The sequence below is a fragment of the Confluentibacter sediminis genome (genome assembly GCF_003258355.1).
Taxonomy (GTDB): Bacteria; Bacteroidota; Bacteroidia; order Flavobacteriales; family Flavobacteriaceae; genus Confluentibacter; species Confluentibacter sediminis.
In genome coordinates, this window is record NZ_QKPO01000007.1 from 1 (window position 1) to 23,018 (window position 23,018).

Consider the following 23,018-nt stretch of genomic DNA (forward strand, 5'->3'; position numbering starts at 1 on the left):
AACATTGGTGGTATAAAGATTATGGAAATGTACGTATTATTGGCTTAGATTCTAACGATCACTATCGAGATGTCCCAGAGCAGTATGCTTGGCTAGAAAGGGTGTTAAATGAAACGGCTAAAAATGACGATATAGACTTTGTGTTTGCACAATTACACCATCCTTATAAATCAGAACTTTGGATTCCAGGAGAAGAAGATACAACAGGGAAAATAGTAAGCATGCTTGAGGCTTTTTCGGATAAAACAGGAAAGCCTAGTATTCACTTTTTTGGACATACACATGGGTATTCCCGCGGACAGTCCAAAGAGCACAGTCATCTTTGGGTCAATGTTGCATCTGCTGGAGGAGCCATTGATGGTTGGGGCGAATATGATGGTACGGACTATGACGAGTTTACGGTTACTCAAGCCGAATATGGTTTTGTCATGGTTTCTGTAGATGCCAATCCTGCTGATCCTAAGATCACTCTAAAACGTATCAGTAGAGGGAATACAAAAGAAACGCGTGACAATGAAGTAACAGATAGTATTACGGTTTATAAAATTTCAGAAAAACCAGAACAACCTAAATGTGTAACCCCTATAAATGAAACGATTGCTATTACAGGAATCGTTTTAAAAGCATCTCCTTTTGTTGGTGGCAGAAAAACAAGCATGCATGGTGCTTCTCAATGGCAAATAGCAACGACTGTTGATTTTGAAAAACCTGTTTTTGATACTTGGAAACAATATGAGAACTGGTATTATAAAGAAAATCGTCAAAAAAATGATGATTTAACAGATGAAGAGGTTAAACGATTAGAACCAAAAACCACCTATTATTGGCATGTACGTTACCGCGATCAAAATTTAAATTGGAGCGATTGGTCTGAAACAGCATCCTTCAAAACAAAATAGCTTGAAAATCTGACAAAGTTTTACAATACTTAATTAAAAGAGGCTGTCTTAAAAGGATGTTATGTTTTATTTGTCAGGTTGAGCTTGTCGAAACCGATGTTGATTATCTGTCCGTAAATTGAAATATTTCGACAAGCTCAATATGTGATAGAACTATACTTTTAAGACAGCTCTTTTCAAAATAAAATTGAGGTTATTAAGGTTTTAATTCATTAATAACATCAATAAGACTTTTGTAAATCATTGGGGCGGTTTCAGGCCCTAAAGAGTTCCCTTCTCCGTAAGTGTGACGGTCATCATTATACAAGTATGGTTTTTCTACATCCCATTCACTTTTAGGAATAATATAACCTATTTCGTCATTTGAAAGTCCTAAGTAAAACGTGTGTTTGTGTTTTATAAAGTTTTGTATTGCAGGTATTTCAATAGGTTGTATGTTGAAATCTTGTCCTTCAGGAGCTTCTATACCACCAAAAACAATCTCAGGATAAATTTCTCCAGGAATGCTTAAAAACAGGGCAGGGCCAATAGTGATGGCGGCTACTTCTGTTCTTGTTTTAAAATATTCTGGCATGCCCATTTTAATGAGACCGATACCACTGGCGATTTTAAAGGTGTTGTTTTGAAGAGGGAGACGTATTGTTTTTGCAGTCAGATTAATACTAGATGTATTAATAGTATCACCATTATTTTGTAATGCTTTCAATGTCATTAAGGCTATTTGATCGCCTAGAGCTTTTGTTTTTTGATACGTAGGTTCGGCGTATAAAGAATCTGTAAATGGATCTGGGATTGCTATGGATGGATGTGGTGCCATTAAACCACCAATAACTCCTGTAAAATAGATGGCTACACCACCTAATCCTTCTTGCATGAGTTTGCCATCGCTATAAACACCGTTTTCAACAGCTTCTCGAATGTAATGTGGAAAATCGGAACTGATTAATAAATTCTGACTCCATAAGGTTTCTGGGTGATTGGACCAATTGATTAATGTTCCTAACGTTTTATTGGTTTCAATATCTAAAACTTGCATCACATGGACACCGGTAGCTTTTACGATTGGTTTTCTGGTATCTTTGATTAAAAGAGAATCTTTACCTGAAAGGTCTTCAGCAAAAACTAATCTTGCAGGCTTTGTTTTTTTAGAAGCTTCAATAATAGCAGCTATTGTTTGCTTTTTTACATAGTCTAACATGTCAGTGTTAACTCCTGAATGTAGCATGTCTTTTCCCCAAATCCCCACAAGATCATTGCTTTCATGGGTATGTGTAGAGGCTATAAGCACGTAATCAATATGTAATTCTTTGGGTATTTGACTTCTAATATCTATCACATTTCCATTCAGAAAACCAATGGCATCTATGGATACCATAGCAATTCTGCTCTTACCATCGTCCACAACCATCGCTCTCGCCCATACATCGTCATGCACGCCTTGTGCTGGTTTGGCATTGCTCATTCCTGCAATCCAAAAGGCATCAAACTTGCCATTGTTGTTATTGTCGTTATAGGTATCACCATCCTCTTCATGGTATTCAAAATCGTTGTTAGTGTCGTTCCATGTATCTACAATGGTTGGTGTTATCTTTCTTTTAGAAAAGCCAACGTTTAAAATGGCAGGTGTTTTGTTTTCTATTTTTATATTGACCGTGTAGTTTGGGTGTCTATCACGCCAGTTGTACATAAATATGCAGATAATTGAAACAAGTATAAGGATTACTAGGATTCCTAATCCTTTAAGAAATTTTTTCATCGTTTTGTTTTTATAATTTTGTGTTGGTAAGTGTATTGGCTATTTTGTAATTTAATTCCATGAGATAATCTCCCATACTTGGGCCATACCATCCCATTAATCGAGCTTCGTAAGTATCGTAATAATAATATTTTGAAGGAACAATATAGCCCAGATATTGCCCGTTAAAACTAGTTAATGCAGAATTATAGCCTTCTAGCTCCAAGGCGTTTTTTAAATCGATACCGTATTCACCACTAAGTTCATAAGGCATTGTTAACCAAACTAAGTTATTGATTTTAACCCCTTGTAAAGGAATTGATTTTACTTCGGGAAATAGCATGTGATCTATGAAAGGGGATAGCCTTCTGTTATCTGAAATATAAAATGCCTGAATTTCAGGAATTTCTATATAGGTTGTTACAGAAGTTAATGTTACTATCGAATCGTATGTCATTTTATGTACAGCCATTATCGCTGAATCTGCCAAAGTTTTACCAATAAATTCAGCTTTATCAAATTTTTCATAATCACCTTGGGGCGATTGACTACCGACTGTTTCTGCATAAAACATGGCCATGTCAATGTCTTTTGATTCCAAACTTCTTTGAAAATATCCAGGATAATCGCCACTAATATTATCGTTCCAACTACCTATAGTAGTGGCGTGTGCAGAATACATACCAATAACGGCCCTTCTTCCTTGGTTTTGAACAAATGAAATGACCGTCAATTTAGAATTTAATCGTCCTGCTTCTCCAATAATCCTATTACGAATAAGGTTCGGTACTTTTATGTAAGTTGATGAAAATTTAGAAGTTTTTTTATCATTTAATGCTTCTATAATAGCTTTTGTAAACCGGTCGCTTAGCCATTTTACGATGTCTGGTTGAAACTTACCTTCAAAAATTTCGCCAATAAAACCAGGCATACAATTGCCAATGCTTGAATGTGTATGTGTTGCACCAAAAAAGAGTTGTTCTCTTGAAAGTTTGCCTTTTAAATTTTCTGTAACTTGTTTTACAACAGATTCTGGTATCGAAATTAAATCGGCACTTATAAAAACAAGGTCTCTTCTGTTAACTTCTACTGCAATAGCTTTAACAAAAATAGAATCGTGTACACCAACAGCTATTTTACCATCTCCAAAGCCAGAGAGTTTTATAGCGTTAAATGAACTCTTTTCAACATCCGTTTTGCCTGTTTTTATTGGTGGGGTGATACTTACTTTGCCAAAACCAGCTAATAAAGATCCTTTGGTACTTTGCATGGTGTCCGTGGCAAGATTCATGTTTTCGATGCTGTTTTTATAATATGCCGTTTTAAAATAAGGCGCTGTATCAATGGTTCTGGTCAGCGAAAAGAATAAAACGATGAGTATTATAATAGTAAAGCCCAATATTCGTAAGGCTCTTCTTTGCCATTTTTTAGTTTTCATTTTCATGAAGGAATTATGTTTTATTTATTGTTTTTAAATCGATGCATAATGTCTTTCCAATTGGAAAAGACAATGCCTTCTCTTTTGAAAAAAACCTTAAGTTCTGGATCGCCAAACATTTTTGCTTCCCATACCCGTTGTTGCCAAGAGTTCGTAATGCTTTTTAGATTTTCGGTTTCTACTGAAGGGTGAAAAATTATTTCGGTGAGACCTGGCTTTAAATTTGTAATTAGCGCTTTAAATTTTTCTATTTTCTCTTCATATGTATCTGCCTTAGGAACACTAGTGAAGTTGTCTAATTTTGGTAACTTATATTTTTTGGTAAGGTCAATAACATAATCATTTATTGGATATCCTAGAGTTTTGAATGCATTAGCAACAGTCTCGTTAGATAAATCGATAACGTTTGCAGGAATATGATACGCTTGGGCTACTTTCAAAAAAACGTCAACATAGGCAGGATCTCCATATAAAGTTCCCATATGCGTATCTATATGGTCTGGAGTATAACCAAGCGAAATAGCGTTGTCTATTTGTTTTCTGATTTCTTTTTCTATTTCTTGAGCAGTGGCGTGTTCCACCACTTCGGGTACACTGGACCACATTTTATAGTCTGTATCTAAAAGGCCTGGTACTTCTGAAGCTTTTGACAGGGTTCCCCAACGGTATTTTTTCCATTCGCTGGTAAGTGTCAGGTGTAAACCTATATCCTTTTTAGGATTGGCAATAGCCCACTTTATAAATTCTTGGGCATTTGGGCAGGGTAGCATAATGGCTGCAGATTGAATCTCGTTATTCGTTAATTGTTCTATTGCAGCTATATTGGCTTCTGGACACATGCCAATATCATCGGCATGTAAAATAATAACTTTTTTGCCGCTAGGCCAACCTAGTTTTTCTGCCCAATTTTTGGCTGTAGGTGTTGTTATTTTTGAATCATTGTTCGTAGTTGATTTACAGCTGTTAACTGTTAATAAAAGACATAGTGCAATAATAAAAAAAAGAGATACATGTGTTTGGTCGTTTGTTTTCATTAATTATTGGAGTTTATTTTAGATAGGTGTCAAACCAATTTAAACCGTCTTGATAGAATGTTTTTAAAGGTATATTTCGATGCTTTGCTTGGTACCAAATAATATTTTTAGTTTTCTTCGCATCGTTATAAAGTAATTTACTCATCATAGGTGGGACGATGTCGTCATTTTTTGCGTTGAGCATTAATAAAGGTCTAGGGGAAATGTCTTTTATGAAATTTAGAGGCTCAATAATACTTACAAAATCTTTGGCATCTTTGGTAAGTGCTTTTTCCTTGAAGAGTAAATTCATTTGTCCGCCAGCAAGTCCTATTACAGGCACTTTTATACGATGCTCTACACCACAAAATATAACGCCGATAATACCGCCTAAACTAATGCCGAAATAGCCTGTTTTTTTAGAATCTAATTCTTTTCTTGTTTCAATAAAATCTACCGCTCTTCTTAAATCAAAAACAGTTTGTGTCATTATAGTACGCGACCAATATTTTTGCGAACCCGTAAGATCAAAATTTAATGAAGATTCTTTCCGGTCTGCATGGTTATAAATATCTAGTCTTAGTACAGCATATCCGTTTTTTAATAACACGGAATGACCATATTCTATATAATCTACAGTTTTATGATCTCCTAAACCATGCATTAAAATAATTACAGGAACAGGTAATAGTTTGTTTTTTGGAATACTTAAAAGCCCTGTCACTTTCTTATCGTTTACACTATTATATGTTATACTATAAAGTTTATATGTAGTGGTGTCTAATATTATATGTAACGAATCCTGTAGAGGAACTGCTTTGCTGTAATTATAGTATTTATATACAGGGAAACTTTTATTTGAAGATAAACCACTCCTATAAAGCATAAATAATAGCATGCTTAGGATACATATAACGGTAACCAGTCTGGTTAAGGTTTTTTTAGAGAATTTCATCATTTTGTTTTATCGAAATAAGAAAGGTAATACATGATAACTATTTCGTTTTTCATTAGTGGTATCTATACAGTTTATATCTCTGAATAGCTATTAAAACATGAAGAATATTAAAATTTAATGCAAACTTAAACTTTAAATGATTATTGCGATTAACACATCTAAAACTTAATGGTTAAGTAACCATTTGGTAATATATTTTTAAGTGTTGGGTTGTTAAAAAAATCAAATTTTGCATCGTAAAATTAACGCAATATTAACTAACCTTTTTTATGAATAAAAAGTTCAAAATTTTGTTTTTAGGAGCTATAGCTTCCTTGCTATTTGGTGTTATGTCCTGTAGTTCTGATGACGATCAATCAAGTAGCATTCCTTTAACTGCTGATATTTTTTATAGTATAGATGGAAAGCAAGTTGCTTTTCAGGCTATAACAAATAATGCGTCCGGTTGGGTATGGGACTTTGGAGATGGTAAAACCAGTAGAGATAAAAATCCTGTTTATAAATATGCGGAAGGGGGTTTTTATAAAGCAATTTTAGTTACTACAGATCGTAATGGAGTATCTATTACTAAAGAAGTGGATGTAGCTGTTGATGTAACCCCTTATGTTTTGTTAACAGGTGGCGCTACAGCAACAAACGGTAAAACATGGAAACTTGCTAGTGGACATTCTGCAAACGATTATTTTGCAAATGCCGATTTAGGCCTTTCTTCACTTGCAGGAACACCAAATCCGTTGCCCTCTGGAGTTTTTGGACAATTAGGTATGGGAGAAATTTATGATGATGAATTCACATTTTATTTTGATGGTAATTATAGTCATAATGTAAAATCAGATAACGCAACTTTTAGTGGGTATGTTTATCAATATGTTACAACAGGTGGTGCAGGTATTGTAAATGATGGAGGTAAAGATTATGGACTCTGTACAGGGCTATATACCCCCGAAACCTCAGCAACATTTTCTTATGCAGCTAACGAAGATTTCGAAATAGCTTCTATTTATGGTACAGGCGGAAAATTAACTTATGAAAATGTAAGCACTCTTGATTTTTCTGGGACGGAGTTTATTGGAATTAAAGATTTTGAAAACAAGGTCATCATTCAAAGTATTACCAGTAAGTCTATGCGTTTGGTTATGTTTTTAGGGGCTTCAGAAAAATACATTGGTGTTGCTACCAATGCTCTTGTGCTAACATTTGAAGTTGTTGAATAATACTTGCCAAAAATTAATACTATAACATTATAAAAAACATATCTCATACTATTATGAAAATGAATTACAATATTAAAAAAAATATAAGGGGACTTTACGCTTATTTAATTTTTACCATGCTATTACTGGTAAGTTTAAATGCCATGGCTCAAGATTCAAACTTCACGGTTACGGGAGTTGTTACGTCGTTGCAAGATAATATGCCTCTCCCAGGAGTAAGTGTGGTTTTAAAAGGAACAAATAAAGGAGTGATAACAGATTTTGATGGCCGTTACTCCATAGATGTTTCAAATAAAAACAGTGTTTTGGCATTCTATTCCTTAGGTTTCGAAGTTCGAGAAATAATAGTGGAAAACCAAAGGACTTTAAATGTTGCATTAGCAGAAAGTACAGAAAGCCTGGATGAGGTGGTTGTAACGGCTTTAGGTATAAAACGAGAGGATAAATCTTTAGGCTATTCTGTTGAGAAAGTTAAGGCTGAAGAAGTCACACGAGTGGCGCAAGAAAATGTGCTTAATTCACTGTCAGGAAAAGTTTCGGGTGTAACCATTAATGCTACTGGGGGTACGGGGTCATCAGTGAGTATGGTTATTAGAGGAGCCACATCATTAAGTACAGATAATCAGCCGCTTTTTGTTGTAGATGGAGTGCCAATAGGTAATTCCGTAAATAATGTTGGCGGTTTTGGAGATAGCAATACGGTTGACTATGGTAATGCCATTTCAGATTTAGATCCACAAAGCATTGAAAGCGTAAGTATTTTAAAAGGACCAAGTGCCGCAGCATTATATGGTACAAGAGCGGGGAATGGTGTCGTTTTAATTACAACGAAAAAAGCGAAAGATAAGGAAAAAATGAAAGTGTCATTTAGTTCTGATATTGTATATGAAGTGCCTTATAACTTTTTGAATGTACAATCTCAATTTGCTTCCGGGGTCATTTCATATTCTCCAAGATCACAAGGTGGTAGTTATATTATGCCGGATGTGATTCCTAATGGTGGTAACTCAGGTCCCGAGCTCGATAAAGGCTATTATGCTGTTCAATGGAATTCGCCATTAGATGCAAATGGGGTGCCTATTCCTACCGAGTTGGTATCGTACTCTAAAAATCCGGAAAATTTCTTTCAAACAGGTATTACAAAAACAAACAGTGTATCGGTAACAAATAGTTCTGAATTTATTAATTACAGACTAGGGCTTTCTGCCATGGATAATACCGGAATCATTCCTAATTCTGATTTAAAAAGAAACAACTTCTCTTTATCGGCTTCATCAAGTTTAAGTAACACGTTAACATTTAGTTCCAATGCAAACCTTGTTCATAGTTATTCAGATAACAGGCCATCAACTGGCCGTAATGCCAACCCTTTAGATGCGTTGTATTCAATACCAGCAAATATCAATGTTCTAGATTTGAAAAACTATAAATTGCCAGGAAATGAGGTGTTTAATTTTTCAGATGATTATTCGAATCCATACTTCTTAGCTCATGAAATAAACAATAGTTTTTCCAGATATCGCATTTTTGGTAACGTTGCTTTAGATTGGCAAGTTTCTCCTTCATTTAGTATGACAACAAGTTATAACCTTAATAAAACTAATGAAACTAGAGAAACAAAAATGGCTCCAGGCTATCAAAATGAGTCTCATAATGGTACTTATGGTATTGCAAAGACAGATGGTTTGGAAACTAATATCGACTTTTTAGCAACTTATATTAAAGATTTTGGAGATTATTTTGATATGACAATATCTGCTGGTGGTAATTTAATGTATCAAAAATCCAACAGCCTTTCTAACTCAGCAAAAAATGGTGTAGGTCTTATAGTACCAAATTTGTTTAGAGTAAATAATATTGCACCAACAGCTTTAAATTATTCAAGTTCAACTAGCGAGCGTGCTGTTAATAGTGTTTATGCCCTTGCTAACTTTGGTTTTAAAGACATGTTGTTTTTAGACCTTACCGCTAGAAATGATTGGTCTAGTACATTACCAGTAGAAAATAGATCGTATTTTTATCCATCAGCTTCCTTAAGCTTTTTAGTAAATGAAGTGATTGATATTCCTTCTGTTAACTTATTAAAATTAAGAGGGGGTTGGGCACAAGTAGGAAATGATACAGGAGCCTACCAGTTAGAAACATACTATAGTTCTGCTGGACAATGGGGAGATGCTTCCATGTACTCTGCTCCCAGTGGATTAAATACGCCTAGCTTAAAGCCAGAAGAAGCTGTATCAAAAGAGTTTGGTCTGGATTTAATGATGTTTAATAGAAAACTACGTTTTGAAGGCACCTACTATACAGTAGAAAACAAAAATCAAATTATAAATAATATTCCTATTGCAGGTTCTTCTGGATACACTAGCGTAAGTATTAATGCAGGTATATTAGAAAGTAAAGGTTTAGAGTTTTCCCTAGGTTTAACACCTGTTAAAACAAAGAATTGGAATTTAGATCTAGATTTTAATTACACAACCAATGAGTCTAAAATTAAAAAGTTATCAGACGGTGTAGATTATATAGAGTTTTGGAGTGAAGGAAAAGCGAAATCCAGAGGTTATGTAGCTAATGCTGAAATGGGACAAGATGGTTTGGTAGGAAATATTTATGGCAGAAAAATGCAACGTGTAACAGATGTCAACTCTCCATATTATATGTATCCTATAATTGAAGAAGGTGAAGATGCTGAATGGATTGTACAGGAAAATTATTCTAAAATAGGAAATTATAATCCAGATTTTATTATGGGCTTACAAACACGCTTGTCTTATAAAAATTTAACCTTAAATCTAACGTTCGATTGGCGTTCGGGAGGTCAATACGTATCAGATACATCTAGACGTTTAGCAGACGAAGGGATCAGTCAAGATCTTTTAAATAATTTAGTTAATCCAGGTATTTCAGGAGCTGGGCCTGAACTTAGACAATGGGTGCTAGATCATGCCGATCAATTTATTTATGGGGAAAATTTTCAATATATAGGAGGAACTCCAGGAAACGGCGGTTTTGAAGAAAACCTTTTTGGACCTACAGCTTATGATGGTGTTTTTGCCGCAGGTGTAGTGGGATCTTATGATAACGATGGTAATTTTATTCTTAAACAAGAAAATTTAGGAAATGCAGGAACACAATTTATGCCATTTGCAGGCGCTAACCCATGGCAATTTGCAAGCCCTCATTTACATGATGCAGATTACATCAAATTAAGAGAAGTCTCACTTAGTTACGATTTACCAAAAAAATATTTAGACCAAACTAAATTGGAAAAATTAACCTTTTCAATTTATACAAGAAACATCATGTTATGGGCTAAAGATGCTTCCTTCGGAATCGATCCAGAAAGAGCATTCCAAGCAAGTGGGGGGACTTTTAAACAAGGCACAGAAACTTATAACGTTACTCCTTGGACGCTTCCCATTGGTTTTAAAGTAGGTATTACATTCTAAACATTAAATGAAAAATATTATGTATCAAATAGTAAATAAAGTTATAGTAATTCTTTTAAGCGTTATCTTATTGATATCATGCCATGGACTTGAAGACTTAAATGAAAGTCCTAATAGCATAAGTAAAGATAATGTAGATATGAATCTTTTATTGCCAACAGTAATAAGTAGTACAGCGGTAGCGATTACAAATTTGGGTTTTGGAGATATATCGGGTGTTATGCAACATACACAACAAGACGGTTGGTCGGATAGTTATAATGCGTACGATTGGGGAACAAATACCAAATGGAATTCGTATTACGCTATTTTAACAAATAATAAAACGTTAATAGAAAAGGCTGAAATTGAAAAATCTGACTATCATTTAGGCATTGGTTTGGTTATGAAATCGTATTTGTTTGGATTAATCACAGACTTATGGGGAGATATTCCTTATAGTGATGCTTTAAAAGGCGAGCAAGGGACTGCTTTTTTTGATGCACCTTATGATGCACAACAAACTGTATATGAAAATATTTTAGAAGATTTAAAAAAGGCCAATATGCTTTTGTCAAAAAATCAAAGTGACTATAAAGGAATTGATGAAGCTCAAGACGTTCTTTTTAATGGCGATGTAACTAAATGGCGAAAATTCGCAAACTCTTTAGCTTTAAGGTATTATATGAGATTGTCTGCTAAAGAACCTGCTTTTGCTGAGGGAGGCATAAAAACAATTTTAAATAACCCTGGCCAGTATCCTTTAATTTTAAATGCGTCTGACGATGCTAGTGTTGCCTATATAGGTACTTCATCCAGCGATTCTTGGCCTACAAATACCGTTTTTGATAACAGTTCAACAGGAACTTATTTTAGAACAAAAATGGCAAAAACGTTTGTTGATGTTTTAAAGGATTTGGAAGATCCTAGATTAGCGGTTTGGGCCAATAAGATAGATGTGCCCTTAGTTTTAGAAACCGGTGCTCCAGATGATTATGATGAGGTAATTAATGGTGAAAGACATGTGTCTCAAAAAATTGTTGATGATTATGAAAATACTTATGGTTTTCCTGTAGATTATGATAAAGAATACGTGGGGCTTCCTACAGCAATTTCAACTGGATCTGGTTATAATTTAAGTGAAACACTAGCTCAAGGAACTTTAAATTTTCATGTCTCTCAATTAAATAATATGTATAAACAAGCAAGTGGCGAATTTTTAAAAGCACGTTTACTGTCAGCTGCTGAAATTAACTTTATTATTGCTGAAGCGGTAACAAAAGGCTGGGTTTTTGGAGTTGCCGAAACATATTATGATGAAGGTATAAAACAATCCTTCAAAGCTTGGGGTGTAGAAAGTGCATATAGCCAGTATATTTCTGGAAATGCAGCTTATAATAACCCTGAAGATATTATTGAGCAAAAATGGATTGCTAGTTGGACAGCCACTACAGAGGCTTGGTTTGATTATAGAAGAACAGGGCTTCCAAACTTAACAGCAGGGCCTTCGGCTAAAAGACAAGCATTACCATTGCGTTTGTATTATGATTTATCTGAAATAAGTAATAATGCAGACCATGTAAATTCTGCTATCGAAAAATTAGAAAAAACAACCTTTAATGGTAGCGATAGTAAGAATAGTGCATGGTCTAAAATGTGGTTGTTATCAGGTACAAATAAACCTTACTAAAACAATTTTTATTAGAGTAATAAACACTACAAAAGAGGAGCGAAAGTCTCTTCTTTTGTACTTTATTTTGTTTAATAGTATATTTTTTTAATGTGAAGCATCTTAAATTTCAAAACATCTTTTTCTTAATGCCTATGTTATTTGTTGCGATATTGGCATCCGTTTTTCATTTTAAAATCTATTTTGAAGATGTTTTAGCACTTAAACCAGCAACTGATTTTGGTTTAAAGATACAACCACTTCGAATTGTTTTTGAACCGTTTTTAGGACCATTATTATTCTTTAATAGAAGTATTTATCCTTTGCGGGAAATATTTATAGCACTACTCTGGTTGTTGCTATTTTTAGTGAGCATTTCTATTTTTAAAAGTTTTAAAAATAAAGATTTTAAAAGAAAACGTTTATTACAAATAATCGTAAACATTCCTTTGCTATGTGCTATTTGTTTTGGAATTTTTGTAATCATCTTATTTGTGCCTTTACCTAATAATACCATTGTAAATAATTCTAAAAATGATATTTTGGTTACAACCCATGCCCATACAGAGTTTAGCCATGATGGGCTAATCTCTCAAGAAAATATGTGGAAGTGGCACGAAAGAAATGGGTTTGATGCTTTTTTTATAACAGATCATGCCAATAATAAAAAAACGTTAGAGTTTGCTAAAAAACAGCAAAAAGAAGCGTTTCCTAAAGATCCTTTGGTTTTGGTAGGTCAGGAATATTCTGCGAGTAATCATATGAGTCTTCTTGGGTTAAATGGAGCATTTGAAACCAAAGGACTAGAAGACAAAGCAGTTATTGATTCTGTTCATAAATATGGAGGAGCTGTCATTATAAACCACTGGTTTGATGGCAAGGGAAAGGATAAAGAACATTATAAAAAATTAGGCGCCGATGGTTTTGAAATTGAAAATGTAGGTTCAGACTTGTATTATAACCGAGATACCTTTAAAACCTTGCGTGAGTTTTGTGAGCATTACAATCTTATAATGGTTGGTGGATTGGATTTTCATGGTTATGGACGTGCTTGCTCTATATATAATGCTTTTAATATTCCTAACTGGCATTCCTTAGACTTCGATAGTAAAGAGTTGGAAATACTTAAAATTTTAAAGAGTAGGTCTCAAGATAAACTAAAGGTTATAATTTATAAAGACCGCACGTTTTATTCTGATACTAATTTGATTTTACAACCTTTCGTGACACTTGTTAACTATTTTAGAACATTAAATGGGGTTCAAGTTTTATCTTGGTTATTTTGGTTGGTTATCCTCCAGATGCTATATAATAATAGAAAAAAAATACCTTTACAAAAGGATTTAATCCTGCCGGTTTTAGCATTTTCAAGCACATTACTTTTTATAGTATTAGCACTCATTTACCATTTTAAAGGTATTGAAGTAAAAGGCTATAGTAAAGTTTACGCCGAATACGCATCACTTCTTGGTAGTATTGGTACTGTTGTTTTAATATATATTCTTATTGTAATATATTTTCGATTTTATAAACATAACGATCATTCAGTCATAAAACATTAAAGCTGATTTTTTTAAACACATATTAACCAGAACTTATTAAAAAAATGATACATACTAAAATGAGAATTGCATTTATCTTTTTTGTGTTTGTTTTAAACGCTTTTTATAATTTTTCTTATTCACAGGATACTGGAGACTCGCTTCCTCCTCCAAAAAACGGAAATACATATGTGATAGCGCATCGCGGGGCACATCAAGATGCTCCAGAGAACACACTTTCTGCTTATCAAAAAGCGATTGAAATGGGCTGTGATTTTGTAGAAATAGATATAAGGAAAACAAAGGATGGTAAATTTGTAAGTATCCACAATGAAGACATAGATGCTTATTTTAAAGAAAAAACAGGAAAAGTAAATTCCTTTTTGCTTTCAGAACTAAAGCAAATGCCATTAGCAAAAAAAAATGGAAATATGACGGATGATTTTATTCCAACTTTAGAAGACATCTTAAAGCTTTGCAAGGGTAAAATCGGGATTTATCTTGATTTAAAGGAAGCTGATATTAAAGGACAAGTTCAAATCATAAAAGAATTTAAAATGGAAAGGCATGTTGTGTGGTATATTTATCCTGGAGAGAATGAGGCGATAAAGGAACTAAATAAATACTGCCCAGAATGTTTGGTCATGCCGGATCCAGGGAATGAAAAGCGATTAAAAAAAGTCTTAAATCGTTTTGACCCTATATTTGTAGCTAGCGATATGGGGGTTTTAACGGCTAGTTTTGTAAATACATCACATTCGCAAAAAGCAAAAGTATTTGTTGATGATGATATTTCTACCGTAAACGAATGGCAAAAAATTATGGACTGGGGCGTAGATGGTATCCAAACCAATCATCCTCAAAAATTGATTGATTTTTTAAAAGGAAAAAAATAATCAAAAGGGTTTAATTGTTTCATACAATTCATTGAAATATAAAATTAATTGCTAAGTTGTTCATATTTAACGGCTATATAAAAAGGAATAACACTGATTGCAATTCCATTATAATCAAGTGGTTACTAGTTTGAATCCAGTCGAGGTCACAATAACAACAAAAGCCTTCAAAGTCATTGATTTTGAAGGCTTTTTTGATTCGATCTAATCAGATAAATAATTTTTTAATTTTAAAAAAATTGATTTTCAATACCTTAAAGCTAAGTCGTCATTAGGTTGCATTAGGAAGCTATTGATTCTCAAATTTTTCTTACCAAACGATGCCCAAAATACATACTTGGAAAAATCCCAAGAATGGAAAGAATCCAAAATAACATTGGATTCTTTGTGCTATACCACAACCAAATAATAATAATGGTTATAAAAACACTTGCCCAAATTATATTCTGGATATTCTTACTTGTAAAAGCGATAACCAATCCGCCTAAAAAACAACTAAAAAGGTTGGCGCTTAATTTTAAAAAAAAGCAAATACCACTCGTGAATGTTCAGACTTATGTTTCCAAATAATTCAGTGGATTCTGGATATATTTGACTTTCTAGCAATGCAAAGGCAATGGAGAGAAAAACAATTGTAAAAAATCCAATTGCTATTGCCAAACTATTTTTCCATTTCATGTTTTTCATTATTACCTAGTTCATTTACGTTATAAATATTAATCTTTTCATTTTTCCCTATAAGCGATATATTATTGAAACACTTAAATTTATATATCTTTTCCTCCTTAATATTTTGATAGAAATTTTCAGAAATTAAAAGTTCAGAGTTGTAAGTTTTACAAAGTGACTGTATTCTAGCTGCGGTATTTAGAACGTCCCCGTGATAAACAATTTCTGTTTTTATTTCACCCACGGTAGACATTACGATTCTACCTTCATTAATAGACGATCTAAAAAATGGAGCTGTATTATATTTTTGCAGGAAGTAATCTTTCTTTTGCTGTAATCTTTCTTGAAAGGAAAAAAATAAGTCCATACATTGACCCCTATTCGTATTCTTATTAATTTTCCAAGTAATCACAGCTTCATCACCTACATACTGGTATATGCTTGCATTGTTTTTGAGTAGTAAGGGCGTAAGTTCTCTAAAGCAGTCCTGTAACAAAGAACTATAAGCAATATGACCTATTCTTTCCGCTATTGTAGTGGAAGAAGCCAAATCTAAAAACATAAAGATTCTGTTTTCTTCCCGTGGCCTATAGTATTTCCCCCTTATAAGGTTGAAGAAGTATTCCGGACCTAAATTTTTTATCATTAAAAGGAAAAAATCAATCAAAAAATTTATCAATACAGAATAGATAAACAAGGTTTGTAAACTTTTTCTCTGATTTTCATTATCTATAATCAAACTTTCAAATCCAAAATAAGATGACGTTAATATGTTCACTGCTATTTTAAAGCAAATCAAAAAACATATAGTCCGAGCAATTATATTTTTAGCAAATGATGGGTTTTTTATGATTTTGGGATATACATAGATATGCAGTAGGCTAAAGAGCAATCCCACAATTAGTCCATATTTCAGGGCAAAAATATAGATAGCTTTTTTAGAAACCATTTCTGTGCCGTAAAGTTCAAATAAGAATGTATCATTAAAATCTCCAAATTTTAAATAGGCAAAAAGAAGTAGAGCCAGTATCCAACTGCATACTATGATAGCTATTTCCGTTAATTTATATTTGTTGATATACATCTTTGTACTAGGTTATCATATTCGTTTAGTTTTTTTTTAGCCGTGTGGACATCCCCTTAATTTTTCGAGGTTACTAAATTGTTGATGGCTTCCACATTGCGGTTTTTACCTTTAAACCTTATTACTAGTTTATCAAACGCGGCATACACTACTGGAACGACAATAAGAGTGAGCAATAAAGAACTGATGAGTCCACCTATAATTACCCAGGCCAATCCGTTGTTGAGCTCAGCTCCGGCTCCATTGGCCAGGGCAATAGGAACCATTCCAATAACCATGGCTATGGTTGTCATTAATATAGGACGTAAACGTGCGTGATTGGCATTGACCAAAGCATTAAACGTATCTAAGCCCTCCGCTTTTTGATGATTGGTATAATCGACCAGAAGAATGGCATTTTTCGCCACCAAGCCAATAAGCATAATGATTCCCAAAATGGTAAATATGTTCAGGGCATTATTGGTAAGCGCCAAGGCCCAAAGTGCCCCAATAAAGGAAAGCGGAATGGAGAACAATACCACTAACGGGTAGAGGTAACTGTCATATAAAACCACCAAAATCAAATAAACCAGTATAATCGCTGCCAATAAGGCAATGAGTAAAGTTCCGAAGCTATCGGACTGGTTTTCCATATCGCCACCCCAGATGTAACTTACCCCATTGTTTCGGGGAATCTTGGTAAAAGCTTCTTCCCAATCGGCCGCAATATCCCCCGAAGGCCTACCAGCTGCCTGTGCAGAAATAGTCACTGCAGCACTTTTATCCCTGCGTTCAAGAAAACTGGGACCTGTTCCTTCACTAATAGTTGCGAACTGGGATAGTTTTATCCTATTGCCTTCAGTATTTACAAAAGAAATATCACTAACATTTTGAATCGATGACCGATGCGCCGCATTGTATTTAATGTTAATGTCATACTCATAAGCTCCTGCTCGAAATTTACCATCGGTGTTTCCGTTGAAGGCCGTTTGCATAGCCATTCCTACATCCTGCAATCCAATCCCTAAAGCCGCCATTTTATCCCGGTCTATGGATACCTGTATTTCAGGATTTCCTTTTTCTGCACTGGTTTTTATTTGGGTAGCTCCAGGAAGTTTTGCCAAAGAATCCAAGGCTTTTCTAGAAAATTCCAAAGCATCTGCATAATTGGGAGCAGTAATGGTCAAGGAGATGGGAGCGTCATCAGCGCCTCCTACAATACTTACCGTAGCGGTTTTAATTTTCACTCCAACTAAGGCTTGTTGTAATTCCCTTTTCACTTTTGCGGCAAATACGGTGGTTTTATCTTTCCGCTTAGTTTTATCGACTAAGGCTACCGTAATTTCAGATTTAAAAGGAGTTTCCTGGATTCCGGCAGTTCCGTCACTACTTTGCCCCACAGTAGTGACCAAGCGGGTAACTTCAGGATGTTGACTTAGTATTTTTTCGGCTTTTTGAGTGGCCAGATTCGTGGTTTCCAAAGAAGCATCTTTGTTGAGTTCCAATTGTACCACAAACTGTCCGCGATCTACCGGAGGAAGGAATTCCCCACCAATAAAGCCCGTTACCAAAAGCGAACACGAACCTATAAATAATAACATAACAAAGAGGCTGGTTTTTCCTTTGTGAATCAGCGACCATTTTAATAAACCACTTACAAAATGTGTGAATTTATCCAGTCCTTTTTCAAAGCCTAAAATGATTCTTCCAAAGAAATTTTTACCCGATATCTTTCCTAATTTTCCGAACCGGGAAGAAAGCCAGGGAACAATGGTAAAGGAGGAAAGCAAGGAAAATAAGGTCGCTAGGATAACGGTAACGCAAAATTGGGAAATGAGATTGGAAACCAAACCGGTACTCATTGCAATGGGAAGGAATACCACCACAATAACCAGCGTAATTGCCGAAACCGTAAAGCCTATTTCTACCGTACCATCATAAGCAGCTTGTACCCTGTTTTTCCCCATTTCCATATGGCGGTATATATTTTCCAATACTACAATGGCATCATCTACCAAAATACCTACCACAAGTGAAAGTCCCAGTAAACTCATCAGGTTTAGCGTATATCCCAAGAGGTACATTCCTATAAACGTAGCTATAAGCGATGCGGGAATGGAAACCATTACAATAAAAGCGTTACGTATGGTATGCAGGAAAAACAGCATGACCACAGCGACCAGTACTACCGCTAATATTAAATCGTGCATGACGGCATCGGAGGCTTGTAAGGTAAATTCACTGCTGTCATCTACAACGGACAAGTTCACCTCATTGCCGGCATATTGCGCCTCCATTTCTTGTAAACTGCGGTGAATGGCTTCACTCACTTCTACAGCATTGGCGTCCGACTGTTTCATTACCTGCATGATAATAGCATCTTTGCCATTTACCCGAGCTATTTTATTTACCTCTTTTTGGGTATCCCTTACTTCAGCGATATCGCGTACCCGAACCTGAATTCCATCTGTTGAGCTCACCACTAAATTGCGTAGCTCCTCCACATTTTCATATTTACCTGATAAACGGATCAGCACTCGATTGTGTCGCGTCTTTAAATCTCCGGTAGGATAATCAATATTGGAGCTCAAAATAATGCTGACCACCTGGGGCAATGTTAAGTTGAAACCTTTTACTTTTTCGGGATCTATGTTGACCTGTATTTCTCTTTCAGAACCTCCGATCATGTTTACCTGTCCTACCCCTTTTATACTGGAAAGAACCGGTTGTATCTTTTTATCCAGTAAATCATAAAATTCGGTCTCTTCCATATTGGCAGTGGCACCTATGGTAATGATTGGCAGGTCACTTAAGGAAAATTTACTTAATGACGGCGGATCTGCATCATCGGGTAAATCTTTTTCAATCGCATTAACCTTACGCTGAGCATCGTTTAAGGACTCATTTTCATCAGCATCAGAATCCAGCGTAAGCATTACCGTTGAAAGTCCTTCAAAAGATTTCGATTCTATTTTTTTAACATTTTCCACCGAAGAAATGGCATCTTCAATCTTCTTGGTCACGGAATTTTCTACTTCACTGGAAGAGGCACCCGGATAGCTCGTAGAAATGGTAATTAAATTCAGGCTAAATTTGGGTAACAATTCATACCCTAATCTATTGTAACTGTAGAGTCCACCCAAAATGAGGATGGTAAAAATTACCACCACAATTGTGGGACGCTTGATAGGTATTTCTGCTATTTTCATTGTATATCTTTTATTGAATAATTTGTATTGGAGATTGATCCTCCAGATTGATTTGTCCACTGGTTACCACGACATCACCAACTTCCAATCCGTTTAAGATTTCAACGTTATGGTTAAAGCTTCTTCCGGTTTGTACTTTTTGTAGGTGAACCTTATTACTGTTTACGACGAAAACTTCACTTTCCCCCAGTCCTTCGGTAAAGGCATTTCGAGAAATGACTTTTACCGGTTTAATTTCTGAAGATGGCGTTTCAAATAATGCTGTAGCATACATTCCCGCTTTGATAGGGGAGGTCATTTTGTTTTTCAATATGATTTCTACGGGAAAATTAAGAGCATTATCAGCTTTTGCGGCTATAAAAGAAACGTTGCCCGTAAAGGTTGTATCTGGATATACACTCAATTGTATCTGTGCCTGCTGACCGACCTGAATATTGGAAACTTGTAGTTCCGGTACGGTTACCTGAAGTTTTAGGGTGCTGATATCTACAATTTCAAAAAGTGATGTAGCCGTATTTACGACTGTCCCTGGTTCTATGTATTTTTTATTTACAATACCATTTATAGTGGCCTTAATACGGGTGTCTTCCACATCTAAATTGGCATTTTCTAAGGTTGATTTGGCGTTGTCCAACTGCAATTTCATCTGTTCCAATTGCTCCTTTGTTATCCCACCCGTTTTGAAGGCACTTTGATAACGGTTGTAATTTTCTAAGGCATTTTGGTAATGGGCATTGGCATTCTGATGAGAAATATTTGCTTGGTCTTTTTTAAGATATGCCAAGGTTTGTCCTATTGTTACCATATCGCCTTCCTTTACCATTATTTTTTGAATAGTACCCGTAGTTTCTGGGGTCACAATCAATTGTTGTACTGGCTCAAAGATACCATTGCTACTATAGGTGAGTTGTGGAACCATACGTTTTACCGTGTCCACCTTAACACTAATAGCTTCATTTTTTTCGGTGATAACCCTTGTTTCCTCTTGATTTTGCTTTTTATTGGAAAGGAGTATGTATATCGCTCCACCAAGGACTATTGTACCTAGGATTATACTGTATATTATTTTTTTCATTTTCTGCTTATTTTAATAGGGTTTGTAATTCGCCTTTTGATTTTAAATAGTTTAGTTGTGCTAGGCGATAATCGAGTACCGCTTTGTTATAATTATTCTGTGCTTCAGTCAGGGAAGTTTCGGCATCAAGGACATCGGTTAACGGAGCGAGTCCGTTAGTGTAGTTGTTCTGAATATCTTCTACCACTTCTTTGGCCAGCACTACATTTTGCTGCTGATTTTCTATAGTAATCTCACTATTTCTGATTTGATTTTTTGCATTTTCGAAATCTGACCGAAGCGATAGTTTTTTATCTTCTATATCTAGTTGAATGGCTTCCACATCTAATTGCGCTTGCCGTACTTTAGCCCGTGTTTTAAATCCTGAAAAAATGGGGATGTGCAGATTGAGGGTAATATTGGAATAATCTGTCCAGTACACCTGTTGAGTTTCATCCTTACCAATGGGAAACGTATCGCCTAAACCCTGATAATGATATTGAGCACTAAGACTAAGTGTAGGATAATTGTCCGCCCTACTTTCCTGCAACGCATAGTGGCGTAACTCTTTCTCTTTCGCCAACGATTGATAAGCATTGAGTGAGCTTACGTCAAAAGTTTCTTTTTCAATTTGAGGTAGAAGTGGAGTAGGCTCTTCTGTTAATGTTATCTTCATCTCTATTGGTAAACCTATTAAAAACTTAAGTGTATTTTTACTGATTTGAATGGAATTCTGAAGTTCTTGTTGCTGCGCCTGAATGTTAGCTACTTTTACCTGAATGCGCTTTACATCTATTCCCTTAGCCAGTCCATTTTCAAATTGACTTTTAATAATTTGCTGAATCTTTACAGTATTTTGATACGTGGTATCTACTGCATTTAGATTGGCTTGTAAAATGAGGGTGCTGTAATATTGCGAAGCTACTTTTTCGATTACATTTTCTTGCGTAAGTTGCTGATTGATCTGGTAAAACTCCCGTGTAGATTTTGCCGCTTTCAATCCGATAAACACCGATTGATCAAATAATTTTTGCGTTAAATTGATTCCTCCATCGGCATTCCATTTTTGTCCCAAAGGTGCCATTATTACGGTACCGGGCTTTCCCATAATTTCCCCAGGTAAAGCTGTTTTCTGAAGAATAGGATTATTAATCAGGTTGCCATCTAGTGCGATGGTGGGCAATATCTCAGCCCTTTTTTCCTGAATTTGATATTCGCTTTTGGAGATATCCAATGCTGTCTTTTTAGCGTCCGCTTTGTGTTCAAGTGCATATTTCAATGCCTCTTTTAAAGATAGATCCTTGGTTTTCTGGGCATTTACTTGCAGAAAAGTAGTGAGAAGTACTCCGAAGAGGAGTAAAAGTTTTCCGTGTTTTATCATATTAATTATTGTTTAATCCGACTGTTCGGTATGTTTGTGGTTAAAAAAATTGTTATATTAATAGTTATTTATTCATAAGAGTGGTTAGTCCGACCATTCGGTATGTGGATACGTAAATTTTTTTAAGGTTTTACACTTTCGTAAAGACTGTCCCAGATTTCCTTTACCTCATTAAAAAGTTTATCAGAACTGCTTATCATTATCATATGCATTGCAATTCCATCACTACTATATACAAATTGCTTGGCTAAATTTTTAGGTGAAAACCTAGTCTTGATTTCTCCGGTAGTCATTGCATTGGTAATGACTTTTTCCCAAGCCTTCAATTCTTCCTGAATCCTGTTGGTCTGTTGTTCTTTAATTTCTGGTAACAAGCGAAGGGCATCAAATAGAATATAATACATATTATTGGGGAAATCTCCCTCGAAAGTTTCCTTATACCAACTGTTCAATATCATATCACGGTTTTGAAGAATCTCAAGATTGGCCTTATAAAATGATTGTAAAGAATTGGAGGGTAAAGTATTGTAGTCAAAATGAAGCATTTGACTGAAATAAACATCTATCACTTCTTTAAACACCTCTTCTTTACTACTGAAATAATGATAAAAAGCTCCTTTTGAAAACCCTGAACTTTTTACAATTTCTTTCATCGTTACTTCTTTAAAACCTTTTTGTAAAAAAAGAAGTAATGAGGTTTTTAATATTTGTCCTTTAGAGTCTTTCATAAAACCGAACGTTTGGTATGCAAATATACTAAGAATTGTTTTACTCACAACTAAAAGGTAATTTTTTTTTATAAATAGAACTTGTCGCTATATAATTGTATGGAAGCTCCAGAAAATGTATGT

At 34.9% G+C, this 23,018-nt stretch carries 15 protein-coding genes; 6 read left to right on the top strand and 9 right to left on the bottom strand.

Going from position 1 to position 23,018, the window contains the following annotated elements; all coding sequences use genetic code 11:
- Positions 1-899, top strand: an 899-nt coding sequence (locus DKT72_RS07095; RefSeq protein ID WP_369074220.1) for a metallophosphoesterase family protein, incomplete at its 5' end; no start/stop codon positions are given.
- Between the two features lie 196 nt (positions 900-1,095).
- Here DKT72_RS07095 and DKT72_RS07100 read toward each other — a convergent pair.
- From DKT72_RS07100 to DKT72_RS07115, 4 genes are read right to left on the bottom strand one after another with little or no spacing between them, the layout of a single operon-like run.
- Positions 1,096-2,655 (bottom strand): hypothetical protein, encoded by a 1,560-nt coding sequence (locus tag DKT72_RS07100; protein WP_111308047.1) that lies wholly within the window; start codon positions 2,653-2,655, stop codon positions 1,096-1,098.
- Between the two features lie 10 nt (positions 2,656-2,665).
- Positions 2,666-4,072 (bottom strand): neutral/alkaline non-lysosomal ceramidase N-terminal domain-containing protein, encoded by a 1,407-nt coding sequence (locus tag DKT72_RS07105; RefSeq protein ID WP_162623261.1) that lies wholly within the window; start codon positions 4,070-4,072, stop codon positions 2,666-2,668.
- A 20-nt stretch (positions 4,073-4,092) separates the two neighbouring features.
- Positions 4,093-5,106 (bottom strand): polysaccharide deacetylase family protein, encoded by a 1,014-nt coding sequence (locus tag DKT72_RS07110; RefSeq protein ID WP_111308049.1) that lies wholly within the window; start codon positions 5,104-5,106, stop codon positions 4,093-4,095.
- 13 nt (positions 5,107-5,119) lie between these two features.
- Positions 5,120-6,043, bottom strand: a complete 924-nt coding sequence (locus DKT72_RS07115; protein ID WP_111308050.1) for an alpha/beta hydrolase family protein — start codon at positions 6,041-6,043, stop codon at positions 5,120-5,122.
- 269 nt (positions 6,044-6,312) lie between these two features.
- Between DKT72_RS07115 and DKT72_RS07120 the strand changes: the two genes are divergently transcribed.
- From DKT72_RS07120 to DKT72_RS07140, 5 genes are all read left to right on the top strand, one after another.
- Positions 6,313-7,257: a PKD domain-containing protein gene (locus tag DKT72_RS07120; RefSeq protein WP_111308051.1), complete on the top strand. Its 945-nt coding sequence runs from the start codon at positions 6,313-6,315 to the stop codon at positions 7,255-7,257.
- A gap of 116 nt (positions 7,258-7,373) precedes the next feature.
- Positions 7,374-10,706: a SusC/RagA family TonB-linked outer membrane protein gene (locus tag DKT72_RS07125; protein WP_220628095.1), complete on the top strand. Its 3,333-nt coding sequence runs from the start codon at positions 7,374-7,376 to the stop codon at positions 10,704-10,706.
- A gap of 19 nt (positions 10,707-10,725) precedes the next feature.
- The gene (locus DKT72_RS07130) at positions 10,726-12,375 is read left to right on the top strand and encodes a SusD/RagB family nutrient-binding outer membrane lipoprotein (RefSeq protein WP_111308234.1); all 1,650 of its coding nucleotides are present in this window, start codon (positions 10,726-10,728) and stop codon (positions 12,373-12,375) included.
- A 92-nt stretch (positions 12,376-12,467) separates the two neighbouring features.
- Positions 12,468-13,916 (top strand): PHP domain-containing protein, encoded by a 1,449-nt coding sequence (locus DKT72_RS07135; protein ID WP_162623262.1) that lies wholly within the window; start codon positions 12,468-12,470, stop codon positions 13,914-13,916.
- Between the two features lie 44 nt (positions 13,917-13,960).
- Positions 13,961-14,791 carry a glycerophosphodiester phosphodiesterase gene (locus tag DKT72_RS07140; protein WP_111308053.1) on the top strand — a complete coding sequence of 277 codons (831 nt, stop codon included), beginning with the start codon at positions 13,961-13,963 and terminating at the stop codon, positions 14,789-14,791.
- A gap of 661 nt (positions 14,792-15,452) precedes the next feature.
- On the opposite strand, the gene DKT72_RS07150 is transcribed toward DKT72_RS07140, so the two are convergent.
- The 5 genes from DKT72_RS07150 to DKT72_RS07170 all read right to left on the bottom strand — a co-directional run bounded on the left by DKT72_RS07150 (position 15,453) and on the right by DKT72_RS07170 (position 22,895).
- Complete coding sequence (locus tag DKT72_RS07150; protein WP_111308055.1) at positions 15,453-16,544, bottom strand: adenylate/guanylate cyclase domain-containing protein; 1,092 nt, start codon at positions 16,542-16,544, stop codon at positions 15,453-15,455.
- A 56-nt stretch (positions 16,545-16,600) separates the two neighbouring features.
- Positions 16,601-19,732: an efflux RND transporter permease subunit gene (locus DKT72_RS07155; RefSeq protein WP_111308056.1), complete on the bottom strand. Its 3,132-nt coding sequence runs from the start codon at positions 19,730-19,732 to the stop codon at positions 16,601-16,603.
- A 10-nt stretch (positions 19,733-19,742) separates the two neighbouring features.
- The gene (locus DKT72_RS07160; protein WP_111308057.1) at positions 19,743-20,807 is read right to left on the bottom strand and encodes an efflux RND transporter periplasmic adaptor subunit; all 1,065 of its coding nucleotides are present in this window, start codon (positions 20,805-20,807) and stop codon (positions 19,743-19,745) included.
- Positions 20,808-20,814: 7 nt separating this feature from the next.
- Positions 20,815-22,167 carry a TolC family protein gene (locus tag DKT72_RS07165; RefSeq protein ID WP_111308058.1) on the bottom strand — a complete coding sequence of 451 codons (1,353 nt, stop codon included), beginning with the start codon at positions 22,165-22,167 and terminating at the stop codon, positions 20,815-20,817.
- Between the two features lie 122 nt (positions 22,168-22,289).
- Complete coding sequence (locus tag DKT72_RS07170) at positions 22,290-22,895, bottom strand: TetR/AcrR family transcriptional regulator (protein ID WP_111308059.1); 606 nt, start codon at positions 22,893-22,895, stop codon at positions 22,290-22,292.
- Positions 22,896-23,018: the final 123 nt, after the last annotated feature.